The sequence below is a fragment of the Micropruina sp. genome (assembly GCF_047607385.1).
Lineage (GTDB): Bacteria > Actinomycetota > Actinomycetes > Propionibacteriales > Propionibacteriaceae > Micropruina.
Genome location: NZ_JASGDE010000036.1, coordinates 19,763 through 44,511 on the forward strand (window position 1 = coordinate 19,763; position 24,749 = coordinate 44,511).

Sequence of the window (24,749 nt, forward strand, 5' to 3'; positions counted from 1 at the left end):
TCCAGGCCCTGTGGTCCAGGCCCTGGAGGCCCGGTTCCCGGGCGTCCGGCCTGGTCAGCTGCCGATCAACCCCGCCGTCAGATTCGCCACGGCATGCAGCACCGCTCCGGGCAGCATCGTCGCGGTGCGCTGTCGCAGCCAACCCAGCAGCCAGCCGGTGACGAACTGCACCGGGAGGATCGGCCACAACCGGACGTCGACGGCCAGCAGCGCCAGGTGCGGCAGGAAGAACAGCACCGACTGCAGCAGATTGCCCCAGCCGAAGCCCAGCCGGCGGACCAGCACGCCGCCCAGCAGGCCGCGGAAGAAGACTTCTTCGCCGGCGGCGCGGAGCACCACCCCGGCGGCCGCGGCCAGCGAGGCCGGACGCCCGACCACCACCCCAGGCGCGGCCAGCAGATCCGGCGGGATGGCGACCAGCGAGAGCCACCCGATCAGCAGCAGGGGCAGCAGCAGGAGCGCGGCCCAGCCGTAGCCGGACGCCGTTCCCCAGCCCAGCCCGGCTCGTCCCAGGGCGGCGTGGAGGGTCTGTCCCGGCCGGCGTGACTGCACCGCGAGGTAGCCGACCGTCGGCAGGCAGAGCAGCACGAACTCGACCATCTCTTCACGCTATCCGCCGCGCCGTCCGCCCGGGCCCGAAGCGGGCAAGAGGCGCAAGAGCGGCGCCGCTGAGCGTCACCGGCTGAGCGGGGTTCCCCGCCGTCCGCCTACGCCGGCCCGCTCAGATCGTCGCCACGGTGATCCCGGCCAACGGCGCCGGGGCGTCCATCGCCATCAGCTCGGTACCGGCCTGGGACAGGTCGACGACCCGGCCGACCAGGCGTCCGGGGTCGAGGCGTCCGCTGCCGATCAGCTCCAGCATCGCCGGGTAGTCGGCGGCCGCCATCCCGTGGCTGCCGGCGATCTCGAGTTCCCGGGCCACCACCACGCCCCAGGGCAGCGGCGCGGACGCCTGCTCGCCGAGCATCAGCCCGACCTGGACGTGCCGACCCCGCGGCCGCAGGCAGCGGACCGCGACGTCGACGATGGCGCCGAAGCCCAAGGCGTCCACGGTGACGTGCGCTCCCCCGCCGGTGAGCTCGGTCACGGCGTCCGGGTCGGCCTGTGCCAGCACGATCTCGGCACCCAACTCGGACGCCCGCCGGCGGGCCGTCTCGGACGGGTCGACGGCGATCACCCGGGCACCCAGCGCGGCCCCCAACAGGACGGCGGACAGCCCGACCCCGCCGCAGCCGAAGACCGCCAGCCATTCCCCGGCCGCCAGCCGGCTCTGCGCGGTGAGCGCGTGGTAGGCGGTGGCGAACCGGCAGCCCAGCCCGGCGGCGGTCACGAAGTCCACCGTCTCCGGTAGCCGGACCAGGTTGAAGTCGGCCGCCCGGACCGCCACCCGTTCCGCGAAGGAGCCCGGATGGGTGAAGCCCGGCTGGGTCTGGTCGGGGCAGACCTGGGCCTGCCCGGCACGACACCAGGTGCACCGTCCGCAGCCGTTGACGAACGGTGCGGTGACCCGGTCGCCGACCCGGAAGCCGGTCACCTCGGCGCCGACCGCGGCCACCACCCCGGCGAACTCGTGGCCGGGGATGTTCGGCAGCGGCACCGGATCGTGGCCGCGCCAGGCGTGCCAGTCCGATCGGCACACCCCGGTGGCCCGGACGGCGACCAGCGCCCCGTCCACCGGGCACTCCGGCTCCGGCACCTCACTCAACACGGGCTCGGCCCCGACCTCGGCATAGACGATTGCGCGCACCCCAGCGTTCTACCAGACGGAGCACGACCGCACGGGACGCCGCAGGAACCCCGCTGCCGAACTCAATGCCCGGATCGACCTGAGCGCCCCCGGGCCTCACCCGATCCACCACTGCCGGACGGCCTCCGGCGCTCGCCCCATCGCCCGATCCACCACTACCGGACGGCCTCCGGGCCTCACCCGATCGCCCGATCCACCACCACCGGACGGCCTCCGGCGCCCCACCCGATCGCGCGATCCACCACTACTAGACGGACAGACGACTGCTTTCGGGATATTTGCCGAAAGCAGTGGCATGGACCCGAAACCAGTGGTCGATCGCGCGATCAGACAGCCGGCCGGTCCGTCGGCAGCGCGTCGAGGACGGCCCGGGCGATCGGTGCGGTGCGGAACTCCTCGGGCGCGGCCGTCAGGTGGATGCCGAGCTCGGCGGCGATCGCCGCCGGCTTCATCGGACTGACGCAACGAGTCGGACTCATCGGGTCAGGCTACCGGGCAGGTCCGCGATACCCTGCCCGGGTGACGACTCCCCCGGCCGACGGCTCCGGCCTGCGCATCGGCTTCGTCCCGGGCGTCACCCTGACCAAGTGGACCACGATCTGGCGGGATCGCTACCGCTCCACCCCGTTGGAGGTCGTCGAGGTGGCACAGGCCGATCAGCGCCGGGTGCTGGACGCCGGCGAGGTCGACCTGTGCTTCGTCCGACTGCCGATCGAGGTCGACGGGCTGCACCTCATCCCGCTGTACGAAGAAGCCCCGGTGGTCTGGGTGTCCAAGGAGCACCCGATCGCCGCGGTCGACGAAGTCACCCTGGCCGATCTGGCCCACGAGACGGTGCTGACCGAGGCCGACCCGTCCGGCATCAACCAGGTCGCGCTGGAGATCGCGGTACTGCGGGTGCCGATGTCGATCGCCCGCACGCACAGCCGCCGCGACCTCACCTATCGACCGGTCACGGACGCCGAACCGACCCGGATCGGGCTCGCCTGGCGGATGGACGATCCGCACCCGCTGACCGACGAGTTCATCGGCGTGGTGCGCGGACGGACACCGCACAGCTCCCGGACCCGGCAGGAGCGGGCACGCACCCCGAAACCACCCGAGCCGGCCCCGGCCAAGTCCCGAGACCGGGGACGCGGGCGGGGGCGTCCGCGGCGACGCTGATCGGGCCCCACAGGCACCGCCCCCGCACTTCTCCGCCTTTCGGCGTCTTTTCCGTGGTGACACCACCCGCGAGTCGGAGATCATCGCCGCCCGCCGCACTTCTCCGCCTTTCGGCGTCTTTTCCGTGGTTCAAACCCTGGAAAGGACGCCGAAGCAGGGCAACGTCGACAGCTGGCGGCCGATCCGGTCCGCCGCCCGACGCCTGCCGCCGGACGCCGCAACCCGCCGACACCCCGCGGCCACCGACCGGCCGTCAGTCCGGATAGCGGCCGCTCGCCAGGTCCTGCAGCAGGCTCGGCTGCGTCGGCTCCCAATCGAAGTGCCGCCGGGTCCACGCGCTGGACGCGGGCTGGTCGATCGCGAAGATCGAGCCGAGGAAGCCGAAGCTCTCGGCCGGAACCTGCTCGACGGGCAGGTCGAGCCGGCGTCCGACGGCTTCGGCGATGGAGCGCATGGTGTCCCCCTCGTCGGCCACGGCATGCGCGACCGTGCCGGGCTCCGCCTGCTCCAGCACCAGCCGGAACAGCCCTGCGGCATCCAGACGGTGCACCGCCGGCCAGCGCTGACCGCCGTCCCCGACGTAGCCGGCCACACCGGTGCGCCGGGCCGCGGCGATGACGAAGGAGGCGAAGCCGTAGCGTCCGTCGCCGGCATGCACCGAACGCGGCAGTCGGACGGTGGCCGACCGGACCCCGCGCTCGGCGAGGTCGAGCACGGCCTGGGCGGTCCGTGCCCGGCCGCCCAGCGGACCCTCCAGCAGCATCGCGTCGGTCTCGGTGGCGAGCCGGCCCGGCACCACCGGGGTTCCGGACGCCAGCACGAACGCCTTGCCGCTGCCGTCCAGGGTGGCGGCCAGCACCTCGACGGCCCGGGCCTCCTCCGCCACGTTGGCCTCGACATTGCCGAAATCGTTGCCGAAGGCGAGGTGGACGACCCCGTCGGCCTGGTCGGCGCCGGCGCGCAAGGCGTCCGCGTCGCCCAGGTCGCCGCGCAACACGCGCCCGCCCATCCGCTCGACGGACGCCGCGGCGGCGTCCGATCGAGCCAGGCCGAGCACCTGGTGACCTGCCGCGATGAGTTCCGGGACGACCGCGGAGCCGATTCCTCCGCTGGCGCCGGTGACGAAGACCCGCATGGTGACCTCCACGTGATGAGACTGTTGTCTTGTCACGATAGCACTCGATGAGACACCAGTCTCATCGATAGGATGACAGCATGCCTCGTTGGACCCCGGACGCCCGTGCACGGCTCGTCGCCGCCGCCCTCGAACTCTTCTCCGAACGCGGCTACGACAAGACCACGGTCACCGAGATCGCGGAACGGGCCGGGCTCAGCAAGGCCACCTTCTTCCGCTACTTCCCGGACAAGCGCGAGGTGCTGGCCGCCGGGCAGGAGTCGCTGTCCCAGCTGCTCACCCAGGGCATCGCCGAGGCGCCGGCGGACGCCACCCCGCTGGCTGCGGTGCGGGCCGGCCTGGCCAGGGCTGCCGGCTCGATGACCCCGTTCCACCGCGAACTCGGCCCCGGGCTGCTCGCGGTGATCGCCGCCAACCCCGAACTGCAGGCCCGCAACGCCGCCAAGCAGGCCGGGCTGGCCGCGACCATGGCCGCGGCCCTGCGCGACCGAGGGGTGCCCGACACGGTGGCCGCGCTGGCCGCCGAGGTCGGCGCGCTCGCCTTCCGGGAGGCCTACGCCGACTGGATCGCGAGCGACGACCAGGAGTTGCCCGCCCTCACCGACGCCGCCCTCGACCGGCTGCACGCCGCCGCGGTCCGGCTCAGCTGATCCAGCCGGGACGCCGCCACCCGCACGGTGGGCTCGCGACTACATCCATTTCTTCCACTTGAAGACCAGGTACAGCAGCACGGCGAAGGCGACCATCGCCCCCACCGCGACGGGATAGCCGATCGGCCAATGCAGTTCCGGCATGACGTCGAAGTTCATCCCGTACACGGCGGCGATCAGCGTCGGCGCGAACAGGATCGCCGCCCAGCCGGAGATCTTCTTCATGTCCTCGTTCTGGCGCTGCGCGACCAGCGTCGCGTTCACGTTGAGAATCTGGGAGAGCGCGTCGCGCAGCTCGCCGGTCTCGCCGGTGACGTGGCCGAGGTGATCGTCCAGGTCGTGCAGATAGGTGAGCAGGTCGGCGGGCAGCTGGTACTTCTTGGCGCCGAGCTGCAGCCGACGCAGCACCTTGGACAGCGCGGTGGTCGCGTGCAGCAGGTCGATCACCTCTTCGCTCAGCCGATAGATGCGCTCGGCGGCCGCGGCGTCCCCGCTGAACACCTGGCGTTCGATCTGCTCCTTGTCGGTCTGCAGCCCCTCCAGCACCGGGAAGTAGCCGTCCACGATCATGTCCAGGAGTTGGTAGACCAGCGCCTCCGGCCCGAGCCGCAGCAGGTCCGGGTTGCCGAGCAGCGGCGTGCCGTCGCTCAGCGACGCCTGTTCGGCGCCGACCCCCGAGCCGATCACGGTGCCGTCGACCAGGCGTCCGTCCTGACAGACGATGACCAGCGCCTCGGATTTCACCAGCAGGTGGAACTCGCTGAACTCGACCTCTTCGGTGACGTCGAGGTAGCGGGCCGAGCGGACCACCACGAAGAGCACGTCGCCGTAGCGCTCCACCTTGGGACGCTGGTCGGCCTGCACCAGGTCTTCGACCAGCAGCGGATGCAGTTGCCACGCGTCGGCGAGCTCGGCGACCACCTCCGGCGTGGGGTGCGACACGACGGTCAGGGCCATCCGAGACTCCCCGGCATGGACGAAGTCCAGGACGCCGGCGAAGCTGTCCGCGGCCGACAACTCCTGGGGAATCCCGTCCACGATCCGCCGGGTCAGGATCGAGGTGGTGACCGGCGTCACCTCGACGGACCGCTGCGCGGCCCGCCGGCGGACCTGCCAGCCGAGCACTTCGAGCGGCGATAGGGGTACGGCCATCGTGTCCTCCTGGATGGGGGTCGCGGCGGCAGCATCTGCGGGAGGGTCCGGAAACCGCCTGCGCGAACGTAGCGTACGACCCCGCCGAAGCGGCCGAGCCTTGCTGGACGGTGCCGGCGGCTCCCGCTGGACGCATGCCGGTCGTGACATCAGGTGACAGATTCTGTGTTCTGTCACTTATTGCGGTAGTCTCGACGCATGCAGACGCGTGAACTCGGCTCGTTGACGAGCCCGGCGGTCGGATTCGGTGCGGGCGGGCTGAAGGAGGGGCCGGACGCCATCGCGACCGTCCGCGCCGCGGTGGATGCCGGCATGACCCTCATCGACACCGCCGACTTCTACGACTCCGGCGCCAACGAGGCGCTGATCCGGCGAGCCCTGGAACCGGTCGACCGCGCCTCGGTGCAGCTGAGCGTGAAGTTCGGCTCGCTGCGCGATCCGTCCGGTCACTTCGTCGGCACCGAGGGACGTCCGGCGCATGTGAAGAACTTCCTCGCCTATTCGCTGCAGCGACTCGGCACCGACTATGTGGACGTCTACCGGCCGGCCCGGCTCGACCCGTCCGTGCCGATCGAGGAGACGGTGGGCGCCGTCGCCGAACTCGTCGAAGCCGGCCGGGTCCGGCACGTCGGACTTTCCGAGGTCGGGCCGGAGACCATCCGGCGGGCGCACGCGGTGCACCCGATCAGCGATGTCCAGATCGAGTACTCGCTGTTCAGCCGCGGCCCCGAGCGCGCCGTCCTGCAGACCTGCCGAGAGCTGGGCATCGGCGTCACCGCCTACGGGGTGCTGTCCCACGGCCTGCTCACCGGAGCCTTCCGCCCGGGACACGCGGCACCGCCGCACCTGCCCCGGCTGCAGCCGGAGAACCTGCCGACGAACCTGGCCCTGGTCGAGCGGCTGCGACCGATCGCCGACGCGCGGGGCGTCACCGTGGCCCAGCTCGCCACCGCCTGGGTGCTGGCCCAGGGCGACCACATCGTCGCGTTGATCGGGGCCAGCCGCCCGGGCCGGATCCCGGACGCCGTCGGGGCCGCCGGGCTGGAGCTTTCCGCGGCGGAGCTGGCGGCGATCGACGCGGCGGTGCCGCCGGACGCGGTGGCCGGGGAGCGCTACGCGGCCCCGCTGATGGCGCTGCTCGACAGCGAACGCTGATGCTCGACCGCGAGGCGATCCTCACCGCCACCGAGGACGCGTTGCGCCGGTACGGCCCGGCGAAGGCGACGGTGCTGGACGTGGCCCGCGAGCTCAAGGTCAGCCACGCCGCGGTCTACCGGTACTTCCCGTCCAAGGCGGCGCTGCGGGAGGCCGTCACCCGCCGCTGGCTGGCCCGGGCGCACGACGACCTGACCGAGATCGCCGCGTCCGCCGAGCCCGCTCCGCAGCGCCTGCGGCACTGGCTCACCGCGATCTTCGCGGTGAAACGCGCCGCGGCTACGGACGATCCGGAGCTCTTCGCCACCTACGGCGTCCTCGCCGCCGAGAACAGCGACGCCGCCGCCGAACACGTCGCCGACCTGCTCAGCCAACTGCAGGGCATCGTCGCCGACGGGGTCAGCTCCGGCGCCTTCGCGGTCACCGACGTCGCCGCCGCGGCCCGCGCGGTCTTCGACGCCACCACCCCGTTTCACCACCCGGCCCACGCCGACACCTGGAACCAGCCGGACGCGGAGGCCCGACTCGACGCGGTCTGCACCCTGATCGACGCCGGGCTCCGCGTCCGGCGTCCAGGTTGATCGTCGGCCGCCATCCGGAGCCAACCACCCGAGCACATTTCCGCCTTTCGGCGTCTTTTCCGTGGTTCAAACCCGGTGAAAGAACCCGAAGCAGGGCAACGTCGCGGCCAAGGGTGGGCCAGCACCACACCGCCAACCACAGCCCGGCCAGCACCACACCGCCATCACCACACCGACAGTCAGGCAGAGCCAGGCAGTCCACACAGCCGGGCCAGCACCACGTCGTAGTGGCGGTCGGAGCCGAACTGCGCCAGCTCGGGCCCGGCCGCTGCCGTCCGGGGGAAGTCGCCGCGGGGCCCCGCCTCGATCCGGGCCAGGCTGGCCGACGCCTCCGGACGCCGGCGTCCGAGGGCGAACGACATCCAGCCGTAGTTGAGCGCCAGGACGCCGCTGAAGACCGCCACCGCCTCACCACCCTGGACGCCGGCCCGGGCCAGGATGTTCAGGCACTGCTCGCCGATCGGGACGGCGTTGGGTCCGGGAGCGGCCCGGGCCACCAGGGCCGGCACCGCCCAGGGGTGATCGGCCAGCAGGTCTCGGTGCGTCCGCGCGAAGCAGGCCAGATCGTGCAGCGGATCGGCCGTCTCGGGGACGGTGGGCATCCGGCCGAGCACCCGATCGAGCAGCAGGTCGATCAGCTCGTCCTTGCCCGCGACATGCCGATACAGACCCATCGGCGAGGCGCCGAGCTGCTCGGCGACGGCACGGATCGTCAGCGACTCGATGCCGTCGGCGGCGACCCGCTCGGCGGCATCGAGGATCTCGTCGAGGTTCAGGCTGTTGCGCCGGCGCCGCGTCCGCGATCGGTCCACCGTCACGTCCGTTCCCCCTTCGACGAAGCCTTGCGTACAAAGTACTCTAGCTTATAGCGTACTTCGTACGCAGAACTGCTCCAGGAGGCCTCCATGCGTCGATCAGCCGGCCACATCGCCCATCCATCCAGGTCGACCAGCCCGGACGCGGCCGCCCGGGAGGTGTCGTGATCACCGCCACCGGCGTCCTGCTCATCGTGCTTCCGCTCGCCTTCAACGCGGCCTTCGCGGCACTCGGGGCGCGATTCGACTATCCCGGCATCCTCCGCCGCCCGACTGCGGAGATTCTGGCTCGATTCCGTGCCGGCGGCGCTTCCCTGGTGCTGCTCTGGTGGGCCTTCGCGATGACCGCGGTCCTGCTCGCGCCGACGGTGGTGCTGCTGTCCGCGGCACTCCCGGGAGCCGCACCGGCGCTGACCGGCACGGCCACGGCCATCGGGCTGCTCGCCGCGCTGGTGCAATTCCTGGGACTGATGCGGTGGCCGTTCCTGGTTCCGCTGCTGGCCCGCGAGGACGCCGACCCGGACGCCTCGCCGGCCCGCCGGGAGGCGATCGACATCGTCTTCCAGGCGTTCCACCGCTACCTGGGCGTCGCGGTCGGCGAGCATCTCGGCTACCTGCTCACCGGCGCCTGGACGGTGCTGGTCGGCGTCGCGGTGGTCAGCTCCGGCCCCCTCCCCGGATGGGTTGGGATCGCCGGCATCGCGGTCGGCGGGGTGCTGGCCCTGTGCGCGCTGGAGTTCGTCGGGCCGTTCGAGGAGCACGGCTGGCGACTCGCCGGCGCCGTCGTCCCCTTCGCCTACCTGGCCTGGTCGTTGTGGCTGATGGTCACCGGGGTGACCCTGCTCGCGACCGGCCCCTGACCCGGCCGCACCGATCAGCACTCGGCGATGGTCGCCTCCGGAGTCGCCACCCGCTCCAGCGCGGCCCGCATCACCAGCAGGTCGGACGGACTCACCCGGTCGATGAACAGCTCCCGGAGGAGTTCGACGTGCCGGGGCATCACCGCGTCGAGCAGCCGGACGCCTTCGTCGGTGAGGCGGATCAGCACGGCCCGCTCGTCGTGGGCGCTCCCGCTGCGCGCCACCAGGCCGCGGCCTTCGAGCTGGCGCGCCTGATAGGTCAGGCCGCCTTTGGTCACCACGAGATCGTTGGCCAGCGCGGTCATCCCGATGCCGGACAGCCCCTCGGCCAGCCGGGCAAGGATGGCGAACTGCACCTCGCTGAGACCGTGCTCACGCAGCTGCCGTTCCAGCGTCCGCTGCAATCGATCGGCCGCCCGGCGCAACGCGAAGTAGGCGGCGAGGTCGCTCTCGCTGAGATCGACGCTCATCCGGACTCCTTCTCACCGAAGCCGACCGGACGCTGCTTCGAGTAGGTCGACGAAACCCACCCTAGGACGCCCACCGGCGGCTCTCAGCCGGAACGGAGAATCCCCAGGAAACTCCGACGACAAGGACATCTACCGCGATCGTCGGGTGAGCGCCGCGGCACCGTCGATGGATCGGCGGGCCGCCTCGGGATCGTCGCCGAAGCCGATCGCGAAGCGACGCAGGCTGTCGGCGAACAGGAAGTCGAGCGCTTCGGGGGCCAGCATGCCGGCCAGCGCCAGGGTCACCAGACCATGCAGGGCGGCCCACAGTTCACCCGCCCACGCCGAGATCCGGGCCGGATCGGCGCCGAAGCGACCCCCGTCGACGCAGCGCCGAACGGCGCCCGCCAGCAGGTCGAACAGCGGCCGGCCGGCATCGTCCCCGGGCGGGGGCCGATGGTTGAACATCGCCCGGTACAGCCCGGGCTCGGCGCGCGCCGCATCGAGATAGGCGACACCCGCGGCACCGAGGTCGGCGACCGGGTCGTCGCTGCCACCGGCGTCCTGGACGGCGGCAGCGAGACGGGCGAAACCCTCCCGGCGCACCGCGGCGTGCAGGTCGTCCATGTTCGCGAAATGGGTGTAGATCCGCATCGTCGACGCGCCGATCTCTGCGGCTAGCCGGCGGGCGCTGAGTTCTCCGGGGCCGCCGTCGGCGAGCAGCCGGGTCGCGGCCGCGATCAGGGCCGATCGGACGCCAGGGTCGGCTACTCGGGGACTCATGCCGTTGACCTTAGCACAACGGCGTTATATAACGGTGCCATGTACACCATCGACCGGCGCGACACGTCCGCAACGGGCTGCCCGTCGAAGGCGACCACGAAGATCGAGCCGCCGACCGCCCGCCGGCCACGGCGATGGCGGGCCGCCCTGGCCGCCGACATCGGGCTACCGCTGATCAGCTACTACGGCCTGCACGCCTACGGCGCGTCGGATCGCACGGCCCTGATCGCGGCCACCGGCGCGGCCGGCCTCCGACTGCTCTGGGAGGCGGTGAGGCACCGGCACGTCACCTGGTTCTCGGCCATCATGCTGGCCGCCTTCGGCGCCGGCGCGGCGTTGTCCGCGACCGGCGGCGATCCCCGGGTGCTGCTGCTGAGGGACTCCGTGGGCACCGCGCTGATCGGCGTGGTGTTCCTGCTCAGCCTGCTCGGCGGGACTCCGCTGACCCTGGCCGCGACCCAGCACTGGCGGCCCGATCGGGCCGCCAGGATCACCGCGCTCTACCGCGACGATCCGCAGGTTCGCCGGGCCTTCCGGGTCAGCACCGCTGGCTGGGGCCTGGGCATGCTGGGTGAGTCTGCGGTGCGGGTGCCGCTGGTCTTCCTGCTCCCCGTCGACGTGATGGTCGGCCTGTCCACCGCGCTGATGATCGCGACCATGGCCGGCCTGTTCATCTGGAACGCCGTGTACATCACCCGGGCGGCGCGGCGGACGCCGGCGCTCGACATGCTGCTGCCGCAGCATCGTGGCAGACGCCGCTGACTCCGCGAGCACGCCGACACAGCATCGGTCAGCGGCTGTGCAGGACCATATGAGCGATCAGGCTGTCGAGTCGTCGGACGTCGATGCCCTTGCCGAGCTTCACCTTGATGTGGCCCGCCCGCGTCCACATTTCGAGCTCCGAGTTCCAGTCCAAGGTGCCGGCGTTCTCCGACGACCACATGTCGATCCGCGAGTACGGCAGCGAGTAGATCTCGACCTTCTTCCCCGACATCCCCTGCGCATCCCGGACGACCAGTCGCATGTTCGTGAAGATGGCGATGTCGCGGAAGGTGCGGTAGGCGGCGACAGCCTGCTCGCCCTGCACCAACAACTGCTGCACATCCGCGGGGATCGGACACTCGCTCACCAGCGTCCAAGCCAGGATGGGGGTGGTTTCCATGGGTGATTCCCTTCGATTGGCCGGCAGCACTGTCTGAGGTTGCCGCCGGAGCTATAGGACAGGTAGGCGTCCGAGGAGACTCGGTCTACCCCAGGATGCCCATCCGGCCGGCCTGCAGGATGGCCTCGTCGCGGCCGCTCACTCCGAGCTTGCGGTACACCGAGGCGAGGTGCTTCTTCACGGTACCGGGCGTGACGAAGAGCTCGGTCGCGGCGTTGTTCGCGCTGCGGTGCCTCGCGATCGTCCGCAGGGTGCGCAGCTCCATCTCGGTGAGCCGCTCGTAGCGCTTGGCCCGCGCCGATTCGGGCACCTCGTCCACCAGGCCGACGAGGTCACAGACGCCGGCCTCGCGGGCCGCGACCGCGAGGCCGCGCAGCGCCCGGTAGGGCACGTTCTGCAGGGAGGACGGCAGCTGGTGGCGCTCCAGCAGCTCCGCCGCCTCGCGCAGCATCAGGAAGGCGTCGTCACGCCGTCCACAGTTCCAGGCCGCGACCGCGCTGATCAGCAGCCGGTCGAGCCGCTGTCGCGTCGTGGTGCCGGGAAGCGCCACCTGCTGTGCCGTCAGGAGTGCTTCCACGTCGTCGCACGAGAAGAGCGCGATGCGGGCCCGCTCCAGCCGCATCCGCGGGCTGTCGTTGGGAGCGGACGCCACCAGCGCCGCCGCGGTCGGCAGGTCTCCGAGCGACGTGCAGAGCATGATCTCGTAGCCGAGGAGGTACTCCGACCAGCCGCGGGTCGACCGCGGCACGTCGGGGATTTCCGCGACGCCGGCCCGCAGGTGCGCCAGCGCTGCGCAAGTACCGCGGACCTGCCGGATCCAGGCAGCCTGCGCGACGACCAGCAGCGGCCAGTACTCGAGGTGGGGGCCGAGGGGCTCGAGCCTGGCGTTCGCGCGTCTGAGCTGGGCATGGTCGTCCAACTCGTACGACAGATGCGCCCGGGCGACCTCGGCACCCGCCCAGGAGATGCTCGGAGCGACCGCGCCGGCGCGCTCGACGATCGCGTCCATCTCCGCGAGTGCGGCCGCGCAGCTGCGCATGTCGCCTTCCAGCAGCTCGGTGAATGCGAGTCCGCCGAACGCGACCAACAGCCAGCAGTGCCCGGCGTCCAGGGTGGAGCCGGCCGACCCGACCGCGGCGCCTCCGGCCGAGCCGGCGATCATCCGCTCGGAGCGGCGCCGCAGCCGATTCAGGTTGCGTCGGGCGCAGTCCAGGTCGCCGGCCATGATCGCGGTGGTGGCCGCGAAGTGGAAGTAGGCGGGCAGGAAGCCGCTGAAGACGGGCGCGCCGGCGACCGGAGCATGCTCGGGCGCCGCCGTGGGGTCGTCGTCGACCTGGCTCGGGGTGAGCAGGCCCTCGATGTGCCGCAGGATCGCGAGGGAAGCCTCGGGGCCTTCGAGCAGCCTCGCCACCGCCATCGCCTGGCAGAGCAGCGGAAAGTGCAGCGGGCCGGGCGGGGTCGCGATGCCCTGCGGCAGCTGGTCCTCCAGCCCCCGCGCCCAGATCCTGACCAGGTGCAGGATCCGCTCCACGGACACATCGACCTGCGGCAGCTCCAGGAAGATCAGGGCGAAGGTGATCGTCGGGTGTGCGAGCAACGCCTCCTCCGGGACGGCGCGCAGCAGCTGGGCGCGGGCGTCCGGTTCGGCGGTGATCACCGCGAAGTCGCGCCCGAGCACGAGTTCGGCCGCGTCGTAGCGGCCCGCTGCGCAGTACAGCCGGAAAGCGGAGAACGGGTCGGTGTACTCCAGCTCCGCGGCCCGGTCCCGGTACAGCCGGGCGCGTTCGGCGGCGTCCATCGCACGCGCGGCTATTTCGTGCAGTGCGGCCCGCACCGACCGGTGGCAGCGGAACTCCGCGGTGTGCGACCCGGACGGCCGCACCAGCAGGCCGGCCTCGACCAGCTGCCGGGCGGTGCCCAGCGCCGCGTCCGGACCGGCCTCCAGCAGCCGGCCGAGCTGAGTGACGCCGATCGCGTCGAGCTGGGCCGCGGCGAGAAGCACATGCCGCGCCGGTGGGGCGAGGACCTCGAGCGAGGCGAGCGCGAACGAGGTGAGGTTGGCAACCGGATCGACATCGCGCGAGGCGGCGGACCCGGGCCGCGCCCGCCCCTGCTGGGCGCCGAGGGACAGCTCGTCGGAGCCGAGGTCGAGTGCGGCCGCGATCGCCAGCGGCCAGCCGTCGGCCTGCTCCAGGGCGGCGTCCAAGCGGTTGCTCCGCGGGACGCCGCGCGAGGCGGCGAAACGCCGGGCCTCGTCGGGGCCGAGCAGCAGTTCCCCCGGGCCGATCCGAAGCACCCGGACCTTCGCCCTGACCAGGTGGCTGTCGAGCAGGGTGATCCTCCGACCGGCCACGACCAGCCGCAACTGTCCGGACGCCGCAGCCAACTCGGCGATGGCGGTGTCGTTCTCCGGGCTGGTCGCGTGGTGGTAGTCGTCGAGCACCAGGGTGACCGGAGAGGTGATCGCGGCCGCCGCCCGCATCGCCGCGCGCACCGGATCATCGCCCGGTGCCGCCGGGTTGCGGGAGAACGGCGCCAGTTCCTCCGCGATCGAGTGCCAGATCGCGTCGGCGGCGCAGCGCGCGCCGCGCACCCAGCGGACCTGGCGCCGGGGGTCGCTGCCGTCGCCCAGCCAGGCAGTCACCGTTGCGGTCTTGCCGTACCCGGAGGGCGCGCAGAGCACCGTCAATCGGTGCGCGCCGGTGGCCTCGCCGAGCCGCTCCAGCAGCAGGGCCCGGACGGGAAGGTGCGCTTCGCCGCCGTCGAAAGTGGCCGATCGTGCCACGACGGCATCGTCATATGTACTGAGCATGGGGCGACTCTCAGGAGGGGGTGGTGTCCAGCCCGTGGTTACTGGGGGGAATATTTGGGGGAAGGTTCGGGCCCAACCGCACCCTGCCCACCCCGACTGTAGGTACCTTCAGTATCGCATTCGAGCCGCGATGAGTGAACTGCCGGTTTTCACCCAGTGTCACCTCACGCTGCCGTGCTCACGGATTTCTCCACACCCCCAACAGATAGAGAGACCAACGTGAAGAAGACGACCAAGGGCGTCATTGCGTCCGGTGTAGCCGTCGTTCTGCTGCTCGGCGGAGGCAGCACCCTCGCCTACTGGAACGACAGCGCGAACCTTGGTGGCTCCAACACCATCACCGCGGGCACGCTGACCGTCGTGGCCAACGGCACCCCGGCCTGGAACATCCAGCACACCAGCGGTGCTATGACCGCCGTCCCCGATATCAATGTCGTCCGGGTCGTGCCCGGTGACGTGCTCACCTACACCGTTCCGGCGACCATCACCGCTCGGGGTCAGAACCTGCGCTTCCAGGTCGGCCTGGCGGGCGGCTCGATCGCGGCGGCCGGCGGCAACGCGGCGGACGCGGCGCTGGCCGGACGGCTCGCCAACTCCGCCGTCTTCGCGGTGACCGGCGCCACGCCGGTCGGGACCGGCGGCGACACCTTCGAGCACAAGAACAATGCCAGCGGCAACTACACGGCCACCATCACCGCCACCATCACCTGGCCCTTTGGCGCGGCCGGCTCGCCCGCTCAGGACAATCCGGCGAAGACGGGTGCGGTCAACCTGTCGAATTTCGCTCTCACCGTCACCCAGGTCGACGGCAGCATCACCATCCCGTAATGCCGTAGCCGGGGCGGGTGGACTCCCCCGCCCCGGCCCCATCGGCGCCGCCGCACGGCGCCCGTCGACCCGGCCATGCGCGATCGTCCGCGCCTGAACACGGAGCCCCCATGACACGGATCAGCGAGCCACGCGATCGCCGGCACGGCCGGCGGCTGCGCGCGCTCGCTCAGGCGACCCTGGCCGCGAGCGTCGCCGTGCTGGTCGGCCTCAGCGGCGCCGGGGCCACCTACGCCCTGCTCAGCTCCACCACGAACGCGTCCGGGGCGACGCTCACCGCGGGCACACTGGGATTACAGCTCAACGGCGCCAGCTCGGCCTCGCTCGGCAACTTCGCGGCATCACCGAACACCCCGGTCGCCAAGGCGTTCAGCGTCCGGAACACCGGTGACGCGCCGGCGTCCCTGGACGCCGAGATCGAGGCGACCAGCACCCCGCAGATCACCGCCTACACCCGGATCCGGATCACCCCGGTGGCGAACGCGTCCGCTTGCGCCACCGGACTGGCCGGCACACCGGCGGTGCTGGACGGTTACGCGGCGACGCTCGGCGGCGGGACGCTCGCCCCGGGGGCGGTGCGCTGGTACTGCTTCGAGATCGCTCTCGCGGCGAACACCCCGGGCACCCTGAGCGGGCAGGGCCTCGGCTTCACCATGACCGTCAATGCAACCCAGAAGGCGAACTGAGATGGCCGGCCGACCCGCAGGCAGCCTCCGATCTCAGCTCGCCCGGTATCGGTTCGCGCTGGTCGCCGGAGTGACCGCGTTCGTGCTGGCCACCGGGGGCACCGCGGCCTGGGCGTACTTCACCGCGAGCGCCACCGCCACCGGGTCACTCAGCACCCTGTCCGTCGCGGTCAGCCAGGCCGGCTTCGCCGGAATGGGGGCGAAGTACCTGCCCAGCGACCTGACCGACACCGGCAGCTTCACGGTGACCAACACGGGCAGCGTCAACGGCACCGCCACGGTGACCATCGCGGCGCCGGAGTCGTGGGCGAGCGGCCTGCCGATCCGGGTGTGGCCGACCACGGCCGCCGCCTGCACCGCGACGAACCCGCCGGGTTCGGCGCTCAGCGGCACCTGGGCCGATCCGCCGGACCTGACGCCGACGCTGGCCGCCGGCGCATCGATCAGCTACTGCGTCCGCACCACCATCACCGACTGGAAAGCACTGGCCACCACCGGCGGGGCACGGCAAGCGAACCCGGTGATCAAAGTCTCGCTCAGTGCCGGCGGCTGGGTGGCGACCGCGACCAGCGCCACCCACGTCCAGCAGACCGCCGGCATGTACCCGCTCACCAGCAGCTTCTTCAACGCCACGCTGTCCCGCTGGTTCACCGTGCGCGCCAACGCGAACACCAACTACTGCCTCGACGTCAGCAACAGCGGCGGCGCGGGCGGCGGCCTGATCGGGTTCGGCTGTCACGCCAGTTCCAACCAGCGCTGGGAGTTCATCCCGGTCTCCGGCAGCAATCAATCGCTGGTTACCATCCGGCCCCGTCACGCGATGAGCACCCGGCTCACCTACAGCGGCACGAACGCGATCATCCAGACCGCGGCGACCTCCACCGCCGCCCAGCAGTGGTACGTGCAGCAGATCGACGCGAACCGGTTCCAGCTGATCAGCGCCGCCACCGGCCTGTGCCTGAGCCTGCCGACCAGTTCGGCGCGCGCCACCACGGCAGCCTGTGACTCCACCGCCACGCAACTGCGGTTCCAACGCGAGGCGCTGACCCTGACCACCTCCAGCACGACGGTCACACTCACCTTCGGTGGAGGAACCATGCCCGCCGGCACCCTGCAGCGCTGCACCACGACTGCCTGCACCAGCGTGACCAACATCGCGGACATCGCGGGCAATGCGGAAAGCGTCAGCTTCGCGCTGAACAACACCAACATTCCGAACAGCACCACCAGCATCTACCGGATCATCGACGACTCGTCCAACGTGCTCTGGAACGGCATTCAGCTCAAGCGCAGCAACACCACGGTCACCGCCGTCGCGGGAATCGGCTGACCCCGATGACACCGAATCCGATGCCGAGAACGAAGCCGGTGCGTGCCGTCGCCGTGGGCTCGCTGCTCGCCTTCGCACTGATCGGCGGCCCGATCGTCCCGGCGTCCGCGGCACGCAACGAGTTGCTGGTCTCCCGCGACGGCACCCATTTCACCTCCGGCAGCACGCTGCCGCTGTTCACCCGGGTGGGCCGGGTGGTGCCCGGCGATCGCAACACCGAGCGGGTCTGGGTGAAGAACAACTCGACGGTGGACGCCGTGCTGCGCGTCGACCTTATCGACCCGTACACCGACGACCCCGCGCTGGCGTCCGCCTTCTCGCTGCGGCTGGCCCAGTCCGGTCGACAGGAGTCGGCGCCGGTGACGATCGAGACCGGCATCCGCAACGGCACCTGCACGGTGCTGGGCGGTGGGACGGTGCTGCGGCCCGGCCAGGATCTGCGGCTCGAACTCACCGCCGGGGTCGATCCGGCCCTCGACAAGCAGCACGGCATGCTCGGCACCGTCGGCTTCCGGCTCCGCGGCGTGCTGACCGAGACCGCCGCGGCAGCGCCGGCGGTGCCCGGCAGCCGGTGCCAGGAGCCGTCCGAGCCACCCGGCCAGCCCACCGCTCCCGGAGGCGACACGCTGCCCACCACCGGATCGGGCGCACTGCTGCCGATCGGGCTCTTCGGCGCGGCGTCCGTGGTGGCCGGAATCATCTTCTGCGCGCTGGCCTGGCGCCGCCGCGACACCACGCTGAAGCCACCCGGGAGCGACGATGACTGAACCTCTGTCCACCGACCCGGACGTCGCCGAGCAGCCGTCCGAGCCCGACCAGGCGTCGGCGCGGCCCTCGTCGCCGCCCGCTCGCTCGCGCGCCGTGCTCAATGCGATCGGCACCGGGGTGATGGGCGCGCTGCTGGTGCTGTTCCTCGGCATCGGCCTGGCCGCGATCGTGGTGCCGGCAGTCACCGGCTCGGTCGCGCTCACCGTCCGCAGCTCGTCGATGGAGCCGGTGCTGCCGGCCGGAACCCTGATCGTGGTGCGGCCCACCGAGCTCGCCGACCTGGTGCCCGGCAAGGTGCTCACCTATCAGCTGAGGAGCGGCGAGCCGACCCTGGTCACCCACCGGATCACCCAGCGGATGCTGCTCGCCGACGGTTCACCGGTGTTCATGACCAAGGGGGACGCCAACGCGCAGCCCGACCTGGCCCCGGTGACGCCGGTGCAGGTCAGAGGAACCGTCTGGTACGCCATCCCGTATCTCGGCTGGGTGGCCGCCCTGCTCACCGGCGACGTGCGGACGATCGTGATCTCGGTCGTGGTCGGGGGGTTGCTGCTCTACGCGGCGTGGATGTTCATCTCGGCCGCCCGGGATCGCTTCGCCAAGCGGGACGCGGCCGGCTGATTCGCGTCGCAGGCAACCGCCCGCTGTGGGCCCGCAGCACCGCGCCCGGGAGTCAGCGCTCGCCCAACTACTTACCGCTCGCCGAGTTCGGCGAGCGGCACGTAGTTGGGCGAGCGCGGGGAGGTACAGGCTCGAACGAGCCGGCACCCGTACGGTCAGCGGATGAACAGCATCTCTCGGTACTTCGGCAGCGGCCAGGCGCTGTCCGCGACCTCGCGCTCCAGAGCGTCGGCGTGCACGCGGGCCTCGTCCATCAGGGTGCGGAGGGTCTTGGCGCAGTGCTCCAGATGGGCGGCCACGCTGTCGAAGTCGTGCTTGCCGAGTTCCGCTTCCAGCTCGACGACGCTCGCCAGCAGCGCCTTCGCTTCCGCGGCGATCGTGCTCGCCGTGGACGTGTCGAGGTCGACTCCGAATTTGGCGGCGACCTCGTAGTTCGAACCCAGTTCCTTCAGGTAGGCGAGCGCGGCGGGGTAGATCACCGTCTTGGCCAACTCGATGACGAGCTTGGCCTCGACGGAGATCGAGTTGACGTACTGCTCGGCGTAGACCTCGTAGCGGCTGTTCAGTTCCAGGGGCGACAGCACGCCGGTGGACGCGAACAGGTCGATCACCGGCTGCTCGGTGAAGACCGGCAGCGCTTCGGCGCTGGTCGGCAAGTTGCGCAGCCCGCGCTCCTTCACGGCCAGTTCGTGCCACTCCGAGGAGTACCCGTCGCCGCCGAAGACGGCGTTGCCGTGCTCCTGCATCACTTCCTGCAGGATGGTGGCCACCGCTTCAGGAAGCTCCTTGCCGGAGCCCAGTTCGGTCTCCAGCCGCCCGGCCATCCACTCCAGCGAGTCCGCCAGGATCGTGTTCATCGCGACCAGCGGGCCGGACACCGACTGGGACGAGCCGACGGCCCGGAACTCGAAGCGGTTGCCGGTGAAGGCGAACGGAGAGGTGCGGTTGCGGTCGCCCGGGTCACGGGTGAACGGGAGGATCTGGGACAGGCCCAGGTCCATGATCCCGCCATCGCTGGTGACCGACACCTTGCCGTCCTTGATGTCGTTGAACACGGCCTCGAGCTGGTCGCCGAGGTACACCGACATGATCGCCGGCGGAGCCTCGTTGGCGCCCAGCCGGTGATCGTTGGACGCCGTGGCGATGACGGCGCGCAGCAGCGGACCGAAGAGGTGGATGCCACGGATCACGGCGCCGCAGAAGACCAGGAAGTGCAGGTTCTCCGCCGGCGAGCTGCCCGGATCGAGCAGGTTGCCCTGGGTGGAGTTGCCCACCGACCAGTTCACATGCTTGCCGGACCCGTTGATCCCGGCGAACGGCTTCTCGTGCAGCAGACACACGAAGCCGTGCTCCAACGCGGTGGCCTTCATGATGGTCATCATCAACTGCTGGTGGTCGGCGGCCACGTTCGCGGCCTCGAAGTACGGCGCGACCTCGAACTGTGCAGGGGCGACCTCGTTGTGGTGCGTCTTCGCTGGAATGCCGAGCCGGTACAGCTGGTCCTCGAAGTCCTGCATGAAGACCTGGACGCGGTCGGGGATCGCCCCGAAGTAGTGGTCGTCGAACTCCTGCCCCTTCGCCGGGGGCGCGCCGAACAGGGTGCGTCCGGCCAGCAGCAGGTCGGGACGGGCGGCGGCGAAGTTCTTGTCGACCAGGAAGTACTCCTGCTCGGCGCCACAGCTGGAGTTCAGCGGCGCGATGTCGGTCTCCCCCATCAGGCTGAGCACCTTGCGAGCGGCCCGGTCCATCGCGGCGTTCGAGCGCAGCAGCGGGATCTTCTTGTCCAGCGACTCACCGGTCCACGACATGAACACGCTGGGGATCATCAGCGTGGCACCGTTCTTGGTGTTCTTGATGTACGCCGGACTGGTCGGATCCCACGCGGTGTAGCCGCGTGCGGCGCTGGTCATCCGAAGGCTGCCGTTCGGGAACGACGAGCCGTCCGGCTCGCCCTTGATCAGCAGGCTTCCGGTGAACTCGGTGATCGCGTGACCGTCGGAGTTGGTGATGATGAAGCCGTCGTGCTTCTCGGCGGTGATGTTCGTCAACGGGTAGAACACGTGCGAGAAGAACTTGGCGCCCTTGCGCATCGCCCAGTCCTTCATCGCCGCGGCGACGACGTCGGCCGTCGCCGGATCCAGCGGCTCACCGGTCTGGACGGTGCGCTTCATCGCCTTGAAGGCGTTCTTCGACAGCGCCTCCTCCATGGCGGCCAACCCGAAGACGTCACACGCCCACATGTCGGAGAGCGGAAGGATCTCGTCGGTCTCCACCGGTTTCCGGTTGAGCGTCTCGGTGATCGCAACCTGGCGGACGTCGTTCGCAGTCATGTATGTGGCTCGCCTTCGTGTATGGAATCGCTTCGGTGACCCTAGGAGCAGGTTGTTTCGCCCGTGTGTCGGTCGCATGTCAACGGTGGTGTCGTCCCTGGTCAGCAAGCTGCTCTGCGCGACATGGAGGTTCAGCTCGGCCGACCGGGATCGCTTCGCCCAGCGGGTGGGCTGAGGCGGTACCCGGCGGGTCGATGGCACTCCAGGTCGGCACCTCCAGATGCAGCCGGTCCTCCTCGGCACGTCGGGCGTCCAGGAGTGCGTTCGTGGCGTGCGCATAGGCGAGGCCTGTCTCCACAGTGGACCAGTCGCCGCGGGACACCCAGCGTTGCGCGAAGTCGAGGACGCGGTGCAGCGCGTCCGGGCCGCCGCGGTTCGTCGCACGGGTCAGCGCCGCCAGGTAGTCGAGCCGTAGGACGGTGATGGCCATCAGGTTCCACTCCTGCAGAAACCACCCGCCGAGGTGACGGACTTTCAGAAACTATGCGCGGCGTGTTGCAGATATTCAGAAACAGTGCCCTAACTCCTGCGGACGCGTTCAACATCTAGGCCGTTCAGATCGATTGAACAAATGAGTCATTGAACGATCGGGGCGACGTACTGGGGCGGCACCTGCGGAACTTGGTCCGTGCAGGAAAGAAGGACGTGTCCATCGTGTCGGTGCAGCACGTTGCGGGGGGGACGTCTGGCCCTTCGCCATGGTTCATCCCTGCACCAGCTCCACATTCACCCCGTCGGAAAGGACCTACGGACACCTGACGAGCCGGGATGGCTCCCCCTGGTCTCTGTACAGACGGCCCACAGACCGGGCGCAGTCAAGGAGATTGACCTCCGTCACGCCCCCACCACCGTCTTTCGTCACCGACTAACGGTCTGGCGCCTGGCCGGATAGCTACTCGGCGACCAACACAGCCCCCAGGCCTCGCCCGCGAAGGTGCTCCGACTTGCTCGCCACACGAGAATCCCGAGACGTCGTGGCGCTCCGGCTCGAACGGCTCGGATCGGAATCGCTCAGTCGCGGACGACGGTCGTACGCCGACGAGCCGCAGCTGCGAGAGCCGGACTTCTCTGCACTGGCTCGTCGAACGCTGCTATCAACTCGTCGAAGAACTCTGCCGGGACCGTGGTGATCGCTTCGTGTTCCCGCAGGACGCGTTCGGCCCGCTCCTCTGCCGCCATGCGCGCGAATGCCGTGACCGGCTCGCCCGTCAGCTGAGCGGCGCACTCGATCATCGCCCGGCCTGCCGGGGTGACCCGGAACTCCAAGCGTGCCGTTGCCGCCATGACTCCGCCTCCATCACGTACGGACAATCGTGCGGGCAGGCGCTGCTGGCGACAAGCCGCCGCGAGCAGACATGCTGACTGTCCCGATGTCGACTCGCACGAGGTCGCCGAAACCGCCTCACGACATCGGCGGGCAGCGGTACTGGTGGTAGGCACGCAGGTGAATCGCATGCAGGCCTCCAACAGCCGCAAGGGGAATCAGGTAGTAGTCGAGGTCGCCGTCGATCACAAAGAACGCATCGATCTCGTCGATGTCATAGGGCTTCCGCCTGCTACTCGTCGTTGACAACCACACCGTCCACGAAGTCCCGGTCCGGACAGTTGCCGTCTTTACCTGGATGCGGCTGAAGACCCCCTCACGCTCGGCCAGGAGATCGTACCGACATGGCTCCAATGGCCACGACACATTGTGTCCGCACATCGTGAACCACGCAGCTGCGATGATCGGTCCAGAACGCGCGAGATTCGCCAGTTTGGGGACGAACAGGTCCGCATTCAGCTGGTCACGGACGACCGGGGCGAGGTGAGATACATCGATCCCCAATCTGGCCGCGTGCCCGCGAATCGTTGATTGACTTGAGCCACCAACAAGACCGAGCGCGTCCGCGACGTCCTGCCAGCAACTCGCGACAGCGACGGCGGAACGCAGTTCGCTCTCGCTCCAGCTTCGTTGTCCTCTGAAGTGGCTGTGGTCGCACCCGAGAGCCACTGCGTGTAGCCGCACCGAACGTATTGCGGCCGACGATGTGGCGGTCAGACCGAGGCCACGCAGCACGCCACGCCACGAGTGGCTGGAGCGGACTGCTTCCACCAGTTGCTCATCAGAGTAAGAGCGCGATTGAGGCACGCCGCCAACCTTAGCCAGGCTGCGCCATATCCGGACGGGACCATCCGTAAGACCTTCAGAACCACAGTTCAACGGTCGGGCTGACAGGATTTGAACCTGCGACCCCTACACCCCCAGTGTAGTGCGCTACCAAGCTGCGCCACAGCCCGCTCTTCTGTTGTCGGGGCCCATCGACCCCGCCGGATCACCCTACACGGTGCGAGCCGTGGCGCTCAAAGCGGGCCCGCGTCCAGCCGCTCCGGTGAGACCCGTCGCTCTAGACTGCTGTTTGTGACCAGCCCCACTCCCATGCTTCGCCCCAGCCCGCTGGACATCTCCGGGCTCTTCGCCGGCGCCTTCGAGGCGCTCAAACGCCGCCTCGGCCTGTTCCTGCTGCTGGTGCTGGCCCCGTCCCTGCTGGTGGTGCTGGTCTTCCTGGCCGTCGCCCTGATGGCCGGCGGCGGCGCCCTCACCGGCAACAGCACCGCCTCGACCGGCACGGCGATCCTCGGCACCGTCGTGCTGGCCGTGGGCATGTTCGCCGCTGCCCTGCTGCAGCTGAAGACCTACGGCATGATGTCGCTCGCCGCCTACGAGATCGCCCAGGACCAGCGTCCCGACTTCAGTGGGCTGATGGCGCGCACCAAGGGCTTCCTGCCGCGGATGATCGGGGTGATCGCGATCTTCGTGGGTGCCACCATCGCGATCTGGCTGATCATCGTCGCCGCGACGTTCGCCATTTTCAGTGGCGCCCAGAGCAGCCGGGACATTTCGAACGCCGTGCTGGGGATGTTCGGCATGCTCCTGGTGCTTTTCCTGCTCAGCATCCCGCTGATGATCTTCCTGTGGACCAAGCTGCTGTATCTGGTGCCGATCGTCGCGATCGAGCAGCGCAACGGCATCGACGGAATGAAGCGCTCGTTCGCCCTCACCAAGGGCGAGTTCTGGCGCACCTTCGGGTACGCGCTGCTGCCCAGCCTGGCGATCGGCGCGATCTCGGCGATCGTCAGTTCGCTGACCGGAGGAATCGCGCCGGCGATGTCGTCGCTGCCGACCGAGTTCGGCCGGACGCAGTCGATGGCCATGCTGCTCGCGATCATTCCCGCGATGTTGGTCTCGATGATCCTGCAGCTGGCGATCCAGCTGTTCACCACGCCTTTCCTGCAGGCGTACACCACGTACATGTACGTCGATCAGGTCCGGCGCAAGGAGATGCCGCAGCAGACCGGCTTCGGCTACCCCGGGGCTCAGCCGGGCCCCGGCTACCCGGGACAGCCGCAGCAGTACCCCGGTCAGCAGTACCCGCAGTACCCGGGGCAGCAGCAGTACCCGCAGCAGGGCCAGCCTCAACAGGGCTATCCGGGCCAACCCCAGCAGGGTTACCCAGGTCAGCCTCAGCAGCCCGGGTATCCCAACCAGCCGGGGCCGCAGCAGTACGGACCGCCCTACCCGCCGCAGGGTGGCGACCAGAACGGTCAGAACCCGAACCGCTGGCCGGGACAGGGCTGAGGCTTCGATCACGATCGTTGGTCGGGGGTGGCGAGACCTCGGTGAAGGGTCTCGACAAGCTCGACCAGCGATTGGGCTCCGTCCCCTGTAGGGGTCTCGACA

At 70.1% G+C, this 24,749-nt stretch carries 26 protein-coding genes and 1 tRNA gene; 12 read left to right on the forward strand and 15 right to left on the reverse strand.

Annotated elements, in window-relative coordinates:
* Nucleotides 1-54 precede the first annotated feature (54 nt).
* The 3 genes from QM582_RS03630 to QM582_RS03640 form a co-directional block, all read right to left on the reverse strand.
* Nucleotides 55-600 carry a lysostaphin resistance A-like protein gene (locus tag QM582_RS03630; RefSeq protein WP_415081842.1) on the reverse strand — a complete coding sequence of 182 codons (546 nt, stop codon included), beginning with the start codon at nt 598-600 and terminating at the stop codon, nt 55-57.
* A 121-nt stretch (nt 601-721) separates the two neighbouring features.
* Complete coding sequence (locus tag QM582_RS03635) at nt 722-1,747, reverse strand: zinc-dependent alcohol dehydrogenase family protein (RefSeq protein ID WP_415081843.1); 1,026 nt, start codon at nt 1,745-1,747, stop codon at nt 722-724.
* A 326-nt stretch (nt 1,748-2,073) separates the two neighbouring features.
* Complete coding sequence (locus tag QM582_RS03640) at nt 2,074-2,226, reverse strand: DUF5997 family protein (RefSeq protein WP_415081845.1); 153 nt, start codon at nt 2,224-2,226, stop codon at nt 2,074-2,076.
* A gap of 40 nt (nt 2,227-2,266) precedes the next feature.
* Here QM582_RS03640 and QM582_RS03645 point away from each other — a divergent pair, with 40 nt between their 5' ends.
* A complete protein-coding gene (locus QM582_RS03645) occupies nt 2,267-2,911 on the forward strand; it encodes a LysR family substrate-binding domain-containing protein (RefSeq protein ID WP_415081846.1) in 645 nt (214 codons plus the stop codon).
* Nucleotides 2,912-3,164: 253 nt separating this feature from the next.
* Here QM582_RS03645 and QM582_RS03650 read toward each other — a convergent pair whose 3' ends face one another.
* The gene (locus QM582_RS03650) at nt 3,165-4,058 is read right to left on the reverse strand and encodes an SDR family oxidoreductase (RefSeq protein ID WP_415081848.1); all 894 of its coding nucleotides are present in this window, start codon (nt 4,056-4,058) and stop codon (nt 3,165-3,167) included.
* Nucleotides 4,059-4,126: 68 nt separating this feature from the next.
* Here QM582_RS03650 and QM582_RS03655 point away from each other — a divergent pair, with 68 nt between their 5' ends.
* A complete protein-coding gene (locus tag QM582_RS03655; RefSeq protein ID WP_415081850.1) occupies nt 4,127-4,696 on the forward strand; it encodes a TetR/AcrR family transcriptional regulator in 570 nt (189 codons plus the stop codon).
* A gap of 39 nt (nt 4,697-4,735) precedes the next feature.
* Here the strand turns inward: QM582_RS03655 and QM582_RS03660 are convergent, their stop codons facing one another.
* Nucleotides 4,736-5,848 (reverse strand): magnesium and cobalt transport protein CorA, encoded by a 1,113-nt coding sequence (locus QM582_RS03660; RefSeq protein ID WP_415081852.1) that lies wholly within the window; start codon nt 5,846-5,848, stop codon nt 4,736-4,738.
* Between the two features lie 198 nt (nt 5,849-6,046).
* On the opposite strand from QM582_RS03660, the gene QM582_RS03665 reads away from it, so the two are divergent.
* Together QM582_RS03665 and QM582_RS03670 are read left to right on the forward strand one after the other, a co-directional pair.
* Nucleotides 6,047-7,003 (forward strand): aldo/keto reductase, encoded by a 957-nt coding sequence (locus QM582_RS03665; RefSeq protein ID WP_415081854.1) that lies wholly within the window; start codon nt 6,047-6,049, stop codon nt 7,001-7,003.
* Entirely contained in the window at nt 7,003-7,584 is a 582-nt protein-coding gene (locus QM582_RS03670; protein ID WP_415081856.1) for a TetR/AcrR family transcriptional regulator, read from the forward strand. The genes QM582_RS03665 and QM582_RS03670 overlap by 1 nt, the downstream gene beginning before the upstream one ends.
* Before the next feature lie 179 nt (nt 7,585-7,763).
* Here QM582_RS03670 and QM582_RS03675 read toward each other — a convergent pair whose 3' ends face one another.
* Complete coding sequence (locus QM582_RS03675; RefSeq protein WP_415081858.1) at nt 7,764-8,402, reverse strand: TetR/AcrR family transcriptional regulator; 639 nt, start codon at nt 8,400-8,402, stop codon at nt 7,764-7,766.
* Nucleotides 8,403-8,563: 161 nt separating this feature from the next.
* On the opposite strand from QM582_RS03675, the gene QM582_RS03680 reads away from it, so the two are divergent.
* Nucleotides 8,564-9,259 (forward strand): DUF4386 domain-containing protein, encoded by a 696-nt coding sequence (locus QM582_RS03680; protein WP_415081860.1) that lies wholly within the window; start codon nt 8,564-8,566, stop codon nt 9,257-9,259.
* 14 nt (nt 9,260-9,273) lie between these two features.
* Here the strand turns inward: QM582_RS03680 and QM582_RS03685 are convergent, their stop codons facing one another.
* Both QM582_RS03685 and QM582_RS03690 read right to left on the reverse strand, forming a co-directional pair.
* Nucleotides 9,274-9,729 (reverse strand): MarR family winged helix-turn-helix transcriptional regulator, encoded by a 456-nt coding sequence (locus tag QM582_RS03685; RefSeq protein WP_415081862.1) that lies wholly within the window; start codon nt 9,727-9,729, stop codon nt 9,274-9,276.
* Nucleotides 9,730-9,858: 129 nt separating this feature from the next.
* The gene (locus tag QM582_RS03690) at nt 9,859-10,491 is read right to left on the reverse strand and encodes a TetR/AcrR family transcriptional regulator (protein ID WP_415081863.1); all 633 of its coding nucleotides are present in this window, start codon (nt 10,489-10,491) and stop codon (nt 9,859-9,861) included.
* 39 nt (nt 10,492-10,530) lie between these two features.
* On the opposite strand from QM582_RS03690, the gene QM582_RS03695 reads away from it, so the two are divergent.
* Nucleotides 10,531-11,253 (forward strand): VC0807 family protein, encoded by a 723-nt coding sequence (locus QM582_RS03695; protein ID WP_415081865.1) that lies wholly within the window; start codon nt 10,531-10,533, stop codon nt 11,251-11,253.
* 28 nt (nt 11,254-11,281) lie between these two features.
* Here the strand turns inward: QM582_RS03695 and QM582_RS03700 are convergent, their stop codons facing one another.
* Together QM582_RS03700 and QM582_RS03705 are read right to left on the reverse strand one after the other, a co-directional pair.
* Entirely contained in the window at nt 11,282-11,653 is a 372-nt protein-coding gene (locus QM582_RS03700; RefSeq protein WP_415081867.1) for a PH domain-containing protein, read from the reverse strand.
* An 85-nt stretch (nt 11,654-11,738) separates the two neighbouring features.
* On the reverse strand, nt 11,739-14,465 hold the full coding sequence (locus tag QM582_RS03705; RefSeq protein WP_415081869.1) for a LuxR C-terminal-related transcriptional regulator: 2,727 nt from the start codon (nt 14,463-14,465) through the stop codon (nt 11,739-11,741).
* 219 nt (nt 14,466-14,684) lie between these two features.
* Between QM582_RS03705 and QM582_RS03710 the strand changes: the two genes are divergently transcribed.
* From QM582_RS03710 to QM582_RS03730, 5 genes are all read left to right on the forward strand, one after another.
* Nucleotides 14,685-15,293, forward strand: a complete 609-nt coding sequence (locus tag QM582_RS03710; protein WP_415081870.1) for an alternate-type signal peptide domain-containing protein — start codon at nt 14,685-14,687, stop codon at nt 15,291-15,293.
* A 110-nt stretch (nt 15,294-15,403) separates the two neighbouring features.
* On the forward strand, nt 15,404-15,979 hold the full coding sequence (locus tag QM582_RS03715; RefSeq protein ID WP_415081871.1) for a hypothetical protein: 576 nt from the start codon (nt 15,404-15,406) through the stop codon (nt 15,977-15,979).
* Between the two features lies 1 nt (nt 15,980).
* Entirely contained in the window at nt 15,981-17,309 is a 1,329-nt protein-coding gene (locus QM582_RS03720; RefSeq protein ID WP_415081873.1) for an RICIN domain-containing protein, read from the forward strand.
* A gap of 20 nt (nt 17,310-17,329) precedes the next feature.
* Entirely contained in the window at nt 17,330-18,076 is a 747-nt protein-coding gene (locus QM582_RS03725) for a hypothetical protein (RefSeq protein WP_415081875.1), read from the forward strand.
* Nucleotides 18,069-18,698 carry a signal peptidase I gene (locus QM582_RS03730; protein WP_415081876.1) on the forward strand — a complete coding sequence of 210 codons (630 nt, stop codon included), beginning with the start codon at nt 18,069-18,071 and terminating at the stop codon, nt 18,696-18,698. The genes QM582_RS03725 and QM582_RS03730 overlap by 8 nt, the downstream gene beginning before the upstream one ends.
* Nucleotides 18,699-18,853: 155 nt before the next feature.
* Here QM582_RS03730 and QM582_RS03735 read toward each other — a convergent pair whose 3' ends face one another.
* The 5 genes from QM582_RS03735 to QM582_RS03755 form a co-directional block, all read right to left on the reverse strand.
* Complete coding sequence (locus QM582_RS03735) at nt 18,854-21,028, reverse strand: glutamine synthetase III (protein WP_415081878.1); 2,175 nt, start codon at nt 21,026-21,028, stop codon at nt 18,854-18,856.
* 79 nt (nt 21,029-21,107) lie between these two features.
* The gene (locus QM582_RS03740; protein ID WP_415081880.1) at nt 21,108-21,458 is read right to left on the reverse strand and encodes a hypothetical protein; all 351 of its coding nucleotides are present in this window, start codon (nt 21,456-21,458) and stop codon (nt 21,108-21,110) included.
* 581 nt (nt 21,459-22,039) lie between these two features.
* A complete protein-coding gene (locus QM582_RS03745) occupies nt 22,040-22,312 on the reverse strand; it encodes a DUF1778 domain-containing protein (protein WP_415081882.1) in 273 nt (90 codons plus the stop codon).
* A gap of 118 nt (nt 22,313-22,430) precedes the next feature.
* A complete protein-coding gene (locus tag QM582_RS03750) occupies nt 22,431-23,159 on the reverse strand; it encodes a group I intron-associated PD-(D/E)XK endonuclease (protein ID WP_415081884.1) in 729 nt (242 codons plus the stop codon).
* 75 nt (nt 23,160-23,234) lie between these two features.
* Nucleotides 23,235-23,308 (reverse strand) — tRNA-Pro (locus QM582_RS03755).
* Nucleotides 23,309-23,429: 121 nt separating this feature from the next.
* On the opposite strand from QM582_RS03755, the gene QM582_RS03760 reads away from it, so the two are divergent.
* Entirely contained in the window at nt 23,430-24,647 is a 1,218-nt protein-coding gene (locus QM582_RS03760) for a glycerophosphoryl diester phosphodiesterase membrane domain-containing protein (RefSeq protein ID WP_415081886.1), read from the forward strand.
* Nucleotides 24,648-24,749 lie beyond the last annotated feature (102 nt).

What these genes read in the sequence shown, in the direction of transcription:
- QM582_RS03630 (WP_415081842.1), bottom strand. Translation starts at nt 600, where the DNA reads ATGGTCGAGTTCGTGCTGCTCTGCCTGCCGACGGTCGGCTACCTCGCG.
- QM582_RS03640 (WP_415081845.1), bottom strand. Translation starts at nt 2,226, where the DNA reads ATGAGTCCGACTCGTTGCGTCAGTCCGATGAAGCCGGCGGCGATCGCC.
- QM582_RS03655 (WP_415081850.1), top strand. Translation starts at nt 4,127, where the DNA reads ATGCCTCGTTGGACCCCGGACGCCCGTGCACGGCTCGTCGCCGCCGCC.
- QM582_RS03660 (WP_415081852.1), bottom strand. Translation starts at nt 5,848, where the DNA reads ATGGCCGTACCCCTATCGCCGCTCGAAGTGCTCGGCTGGCAGGTCCGC.
- QM582_RS03665 (WP_415081854.1), top strand. Translation starts at nt 6,047, where the DNA reads ATGCAGACGCGTGAACTCGGCTCGTTGACGAGCCCGGCGGTCGGATTC.
- QM582_RS03670 (WP_415081856.1), top strand. Translation starts at nt 7,003, where the DNA reads ATGCTCGACCGCGAGGCGATCCTCACCGCCACCGAGGACGCGTTGCGC.
- QM582_RS03685 (WP_415081862.1), bottom strand. Translation starts at nt 9,729, where the DNA reads ATGAGCGTCGATCTCAGCGAGAGCGACCTCGCCGCCTACTTCGCGTTG.
- QM582_RS03690 (WP_415081863.1), bottom strand. Translation starts at nt 10,491, where the DNA reads ATGAGTCCCCGAGTAGCCGACCCTGGCGTCCGATCGGCCCTGATCGCG.
- QM582_RS03695 (WP_415081865.1), top strand. Translation starts at nt 10,531, where the DNA reads ATGTACACCATCGACCGGCGCGACACGTCCGCAACGGGCTGCCCGTCG.
- QM582_RS03700 (WP_415081867.1), bottom strand. Translation starts at nt 11,653, where the DNA reads ATGGAAACCACCCCCATCCTGGCTTGGACGCTGGTGAGCGAGTGTCCG.
- QM582_RS03705 (WP_415081869.1), bottom strand. Translation starts at nt 14,465, where the DNA reads ATGCTCAGTACATATGACGATGCCGTCGTGGCACGATCGGCCACTTTC.
- QM582_RS03715 (WP_415081871.1), top strand. Translation starts at nt 15,404, where the DNA reads ATGACACGGATCAGCGAGCCACGCGATCGCCGGCACGGCCGGCGGCTG.
- QM582_RS03720 (WP_415081873.1), top strand. Translation starts at nt 15,981, where the DNA reads ATGGCCGGCCGACCCGCAGGCAGCCTCCGATCTCAGCTCGCCCGGTAT.
- QM582_RS03725 (WP_415081875.1), top strand. Translation starts at nt 17,330, where the DNA reads ATGCCGAGAACGAAGCCGGTGCGTGCCGTCGCCGTGGGCTCGCTGCTC.
- QM582_RS03730 (WP_415081876.1), top strand. Translation starts at nt 18,069, where the DNA reads ATGACTGAACCTCTGTCCACCGACCCGGACGTCGCCGAGCAGCCGTCC.
- QM582_RS03735 (WP_415081878.1), bottom strand. Translation starts at nt 21,028, where the DNA reads ATGACTGCGAACGACGTCCGCCAGGTTGCGATCACCGAGACGCTCAAC.
- QM582_RS03740 (WP_415081880.1), bottom strand. Translation starts at nt 21,458, where the DNA reads ATGGCCATCACCGTCCTACGGCTCGACTACCTGGCGGCGCTGACCCGT.
- QM582_RS03745 (WP_415081882.1), bottom strand. Translation starts at nt 22,312, where the DNA reads ATGGCGGCAACGGCACGCTTGGAGTTCCGGGTCACCCCGGCAGGCCGG.